The 2,420-nt window shown below is 49.6% G+C and carries 3 protein-coding genes; 1 reads left to right on the forward strand and 2 read right to left on the reverse strand.

What is annotated here, in order from left to right:
- Positions 1–303: hypothetical protein (locus MK323_15385; GenBank protein ID MCH2483526.1), on the reverse strand; the 303-nt coding region annotated here is incomplete at its 3' end.
- A gap of 97 nt (positions 304–400) precedes the next feature.
- Between MK323_15385 and MK323_15390 the strand changes: the two genes are divergently transcribed.
- Positions 401–892, forward strand: coding sequence for a GAF domain-containing protein (locus MK323_15390; protein MCH2483527.1), 492 nt, complete (start codon positions 401–403; stop codon positions 890–892).
- Between the two features lies 1 nt (position 893).
- Here the strand turns inward: MK323_15390 and MK323_15395 are convergent, their stop codons facing one another.
- Positions 894–2,141 (reverse strand): IS256 family transposase, encoded by a 1,248-nt coding sequence (locus MK323_15395; protein ID MCH2483528.1) that lies wholly within the window; start codon positions 2,139–2,141, stop codon positions 894–896.
- Positions 2,142–2,420: the final 279 nt, after the last annotated feature.

A 2,420-nucleotide genomic window follows, 5' to 3' on the forward strand; every position in this document is an offset into this window, starting at 1 on the left:
TTCGAAAGGCTCGATCTGGCCCTGCTGGAACCAGATGAAATGGCCTATACCGAGAGAAGGAAAATCTTCGCCGGAATTCCAGCTGGTGAGACATTCGTAGTCGGAGGCGCATTCGTTAGTGAACACTCTCTCCCCAAGCCATTGTAGTTGCTGTGTGGAGAGAACGGGTAATTGACTTTTGGCCACTGGAATCAAGCTGATTTGCAACAGCAAAACCAGCAAAAACCGGTTGAAACTGGTTGAAATTGCTGGCATTTTGTTTTGTTTCCACATATCGATGGAAAAGCTTACCATAGGACTCATAGAGTAGCCGGTGCCTCAACCGAGGAGAAGCCGAACAGTAGTATTGAGATCTTCTGTAAAAAGTAGTCGGCAGTTAGCTACAAAATAAGTGATATTTATGGCTGATACAGCGAACACAGACGTTGAGATTGAAACGCCACCCCCGGCTCCTGCTCAGGTAGTGCCTGATGAATTTGTTACCAGTCTGTCGAAAATCTATCTGCGTCTGAAGCGCAGTAAAAATCTCAAGACGGCGATGAAGCAGGTCGAACAGGATCTGCTCGACTTGCTCGGGGTCCGGTTGTTCACCATTTATCAGTGCGTGGACAATGGCAAAGAGATTCTCGCCAGCTTCAAAGGTGGCGATCCCGACGACGACGATTCCATAGAAATCCGGGTACCGTTCAGCCCGACTTCCTTAGCGGGTTACGTGGCGCTTAGCCAGCGCTCGCTGATCGTGAAGAATGTTTTGGATAGCCAGGAATTAACCGATATCCATCCACGCCTGCAATTCAGTAAGAGTTTTAGTGAAGCCAAAGGCTGGAACGTTAAATCCATGATCATCGTCCCCATCAAGAGCTATTGTCAAAAGTGGTGTTTCAGCATCTGAATCAAGCGGCGGCCTGATCGATTGCTGTCACCTCGATTCCATCTTTGAATTTAATTCCCGTAATTACCTTCGCCAAGTAATTAAACCCGCGTAAGCGTCTCCAATTCTTCTCTGCACACATGCCCAATTTGAATATCATGTGGAGCATGCCATCACGGGTCAGGCAACCCTTTGAGCGTTTTGTTCGATGTCGGATTGTACCAAAGGTCGATTCAATCGGATTGCTGGTTCGGATACTCTGCCAATGTTTTGCTGGGAAATCGTAAAATGCCATCAGTTCCTCCCGATCTTTCTGCAAACACAGTGTCGCCTTTGGGTACTTGGCTTCATAGGTTGTAATAAATAGATCAAACGCTTTCTCTGCTTCAGCTTTGGTTTCAGCCTGCCAGATCGAATGCAGGGCTCCCTTGGCCTTGGGCTGGATCGACTTCGGCAGGCAGTTCAGCACGTTCATTGTCTTGTGCATCCAGCAACGCTGATCGGTTGTTGAAGGATACACTTCCTCCAGGGCAGCCCAGAAACCCATGGCACCATCTCCAATCGCCAGTCTCGGGGCACTCATCCCGCGAGATTTCAACTTTAACAAAACCTCGCGCCAGCTCTGTGTCGACTCCCGCACGCCATCTTCAATAGCCAGAAAATGCTTCTCTCCACGCTCATTCACACCAATGATCACCAGGGCGCACAGCTTTTCCCGTTCAGCTCTCAGACCGCTGTAGACACCATCGGCCCAGACATAAACCCACTGATCCAGTTCCAGACGTTTGTCGCTCCAGTGGCGATACTCCTGCCCCCAGGCCTGTTTCAGGCGAGACACGGTACTTGCTGACAGACCCTTCGCTTTCGGTCCCACCAGGACTTCCAGCGCAGCGCCCATCTCACCGCTAGAAATGCCCTTTAGGTATAACCAGGGCAGTGCCGCTTCCAGCGATCTCGTCTTTCGAATATACGGTGGCACTATCGCCGATTGGAACGTCACTGGCTCGCCAGTCTTGGCCCGTACCTTTGGGATCTTAACCGTTACTGGCCCCAGGCTTGTCTGCAATTCACGTGCCGGCAGGTAACCATTGCGCACAACACCCGCATGACCAGACTCAGTACGGCGTGTCGCATGGCGTGCAAGAAGCTCCTGTAACTCAGCCTCGACGGCTTGTTCGATCAGCTGATGTGCGCCTGCTTGCAGGAGCCCGGTCAATAAATCAGCATTTGCCTCTCGACCTTCCAGTTCAATAACATTATTCTTACTCATGGCGGCGTATCCTTTTTGGTTGTTTATTGTCTCGCAACAACAAATCAACCAGATACGCCGCTTTTTTTCAACTGCCTAAACACCAGATTCGGTTATAACTCGTAGGTTGAGGGGTAAATCCTCATATCTAACTTAAACCGTTGATTAATATGGGTGTTCAAGTCCGCCCACTGGTACCAAATCTTAGTTTCTATTCGTTCAAGACAGTAATAGAGAAAGGATATTTCTTACAACTGCTGCTCGATTCGATAGAACCACCATAGGGGAATCTCGTCCCCA

Source organism: Gammaproteobacteria bacterium (assembly GCA_022450155.1).
GTDB lineage: Bacteria > Pseudomonadota > Gammaproteobacteria > Arenicellales > UBA868 > REDSEA-S09-B13.